We start from the raw sequence: 2,436 nt of genomic DNA, 5'->3' as shown, positions 1-2,436 counted from the left end.
TCAATGATGTCCCTGATTATCTGGAAAGGCTTGCGGCGTGGGGCATTAAGACGAATTCTTGGGCGGCCGCCGGAAATCTGGTTTAATTCTTCTATACTAAGCTTGTTTCTGTTAATCATGATAATCATCCTTCCTTCTGCTGCTCTTATCGAGCAGTTTTTTTATTTTCTGTCCTTTATATGCAGAAGTGAGGAAAATGTTACATTGAATTATTTTTTTGAAAATCTTTCAGGAGAAACATGATGGCGTTATAAAAGGATATTTTAGTAGCAGCATAGAAAATTTTAAAATAAAAATATGGTATAAAGTGTTGGGATAGTTCCTGACAATCTGAAGGATATAAGAATTTATATTCCGTTGTTTTTTATTGCGGTAAAAATTGAGAGGAGCTTATGTATGTCAGAGCAGGGAAAAAAGACAGACCTGGAATAGGTATCAGCCACCGGGATGTTTTGAAGCTTGCCGGTACGGGAATGATGGCATATGTTGCTACATCGGCTTTGTGACAGCAATACAAAAATTTATGATTACGGGGATAATTCAGTTTATCCAGGCTTTTTAGAGGCGCATTGTCATCCGGTATATGCCGGATATAAGATGTTCAGTGTGGCCAAGATGACAGAGGAGAACACTTTGGAGGAGTGTGTTCAGGTCATCAAGGAATATATAGAGGCCAATCCGCAAAAAATGTCATCAATGGAGTCGGGTTTTCAACTAGCAGGGAAATTCCGGATGCCGGTATGCTGGATGCTGTCTGCCCTGATAAGATTGTATTCTGCGAAAGCAGTGACGGGCATTCTATGTGGCTCAATACAAAGCCCATGGAAGCATATGGGATTAACAGGGATGCTGTGACCAAATGGGGTGAGGAATGTGTAAAGGTGGATGATAAAGGAAATCCTACCGGTTTTATATCGGAGGCACCTACATTCCATGTTCGTTCACAGTTAAAATATGAAGTGGAGGATTTAAAAGCTGCTCTCCTGAGTTGGCAGGACTTTGCTCTTTCCATGGGGTATACTGGTGTATATAGTGCAGGCGTCAATATCCTCAACCCATCGGAGCCAATCGCTATCCATGAAGTGGCTGCTGAAGGGAAGCTCAGGCATTATATATATGGTGGTATTTATTTAAAGGATAATACGGATACACCGGAAAAGGATATGGAAATGATTGCTGCGGACGCGGAAAAGAATAACAGTAAGCATTATCATATAACCGGAGCCAAGGTGTTCTGTGATGGTGTAGTGGAGTCACATACTGCATGGCTACTGGATGATTATGCTGATCAGGCTGGCTATAAAGGTGTATCCGAATTTGATGACCATGAAAAAATGGTAAGGCTGCTAAAGGCAGCCAGCAAACATGATTTGAATGTGCATGTTCATTCTATCGGGGATGCTGCCAGCAGGGCCTGGATAGACGCAATCGCAGAAGCGGAAGAAACAACAGGAAATTTCGGTATGCGAAATGTCCTGGCCCATCTGCATGTCGTAAACAAGGAGGATATCAAACGCATTGCTGATTACAACATTATGGCCGTGGCTGGTATGATGTGGATGCAGAAAGAACCGGATGTGTTTACCCAGGAGGTTCAATATCTGGGGGAAGAAAAAGCATATAGTGCTTATCCGGTCAAATGTAAGGCTTTAGGCAGAATGATCATAAAGCTTGATAATTTAACATATAAAAATCTGTTGTTATCAATTCAGTTCAGCTGTCCGGATAACATTATTTATCTGGGCGACTGTTTTTTTCTATTTTATGTGGGGTAAAAGTTTTTATATCAATAAAAATGTTTTGGGTGCCGGGGAAATAGTTATGTAATAATCTTCAAAAATATTTATCCCTAGTGAATTTAAAATACCTCTATTCAAAGTAATGAACAGTGGAAAATAAATTATGGCAAAATTAAGCTGCTGTCATAAAAGAAAATTTATTATTATGTTGTCCTTTTTTTGTATCAGTGTATTGTTTAATGATTATTTTTGTATGTTATAATTCATTTGATTACAAAAGTATAAATTATTGAATGGGGGATGATTTTTAAATACATTATTTATTAAAAGGATTCATTAGCTTAATATCGAATTTTATAAACAGTGAATATTTGAGCAAAAAAAAACTTGCCGAAGCAAGTTTTAACCACACACTGTGGAGTCCCGAAGGACAGTTTGAATAAATCATGTTTTTTGAACTTAATGGTGTAATTTCTGATGGTACTCAGAATTTAATTTTATTTTATATTATGGAGGTAGTGATGTCAATATGAAAAAACAATTCAAAGATTATTATTTGTAGCTTTACAATTGATGTGAGACCCCCTCTATACAAAAAACGGTTTAGTCCTTAGAATTTAATTACCACAAAAAACTCTGAGAAAGGACGTCAACCGTTTTGAATAGTATATCACATTCTAATCGTTATCTTCCACAT

2 protein-coding genes are annotated in these 2,436 nt (G+C 37.6%); both read left to right on the top strand.

Features of this window, described 5'->3' with window-relative positions:
- Window positions 1-483 precede the first annotated feature (483 nt).
- Window positions 484-855: a hypothetical protein gene (locus K6C05_RS05225; RefSeq protein WP_296732106.1), complete on the top strand. Its 372-nt coding sequence runs from the start codon at window positions 484-486 to the stop codon at window positions 853-855.
- The gene (locus tag K6C05_RS05220; RefSeq protein WP_296732104.1) at window positions 741-1,775 is read left to right on the top strand and encodes an amidohydrolase family protein; all 1,035 of its coding nucleotides are present in this window, start codon (window positions 741-743) and stop codon (window positions 1,773-1,775) included. The genes K6C05_RS05225 and K6C05_RS05220 overlap by 115 nt, the downstream gene beginning before the upstream one ends.
- Window positions 1,776-2,436: the final 661 nt, after the last annotated feature.

Source organism: Anaerovibrio sp., assembly GCF_024697385.1.
Classification (GTDB): Bacteria; Bacillota; Negativicutes; order Selenomonadales; family Selenomonadaceae; genus Anaerovibrio.
This window is presented reverse-complemented; position numbering and strand designations above follow the sequence as displayed.

Excerpts from the sequence above, each read along its gene's own strand:
- K6C05_RS05225 (WP_296732106.1), top strand. The coding sequence starts at position 484 with ATGTTGCTACATCGGCTTTGTGACAGCAATACAAAAATTTATGATTAC.
- K6C05_RS05220 (WP_296732104.1), top strand. The coding sequence starts at position 741 with ATGCTGGATGCTGTCTGCCCTGATAAGATTGTATTCTGCGAAAGCAGT.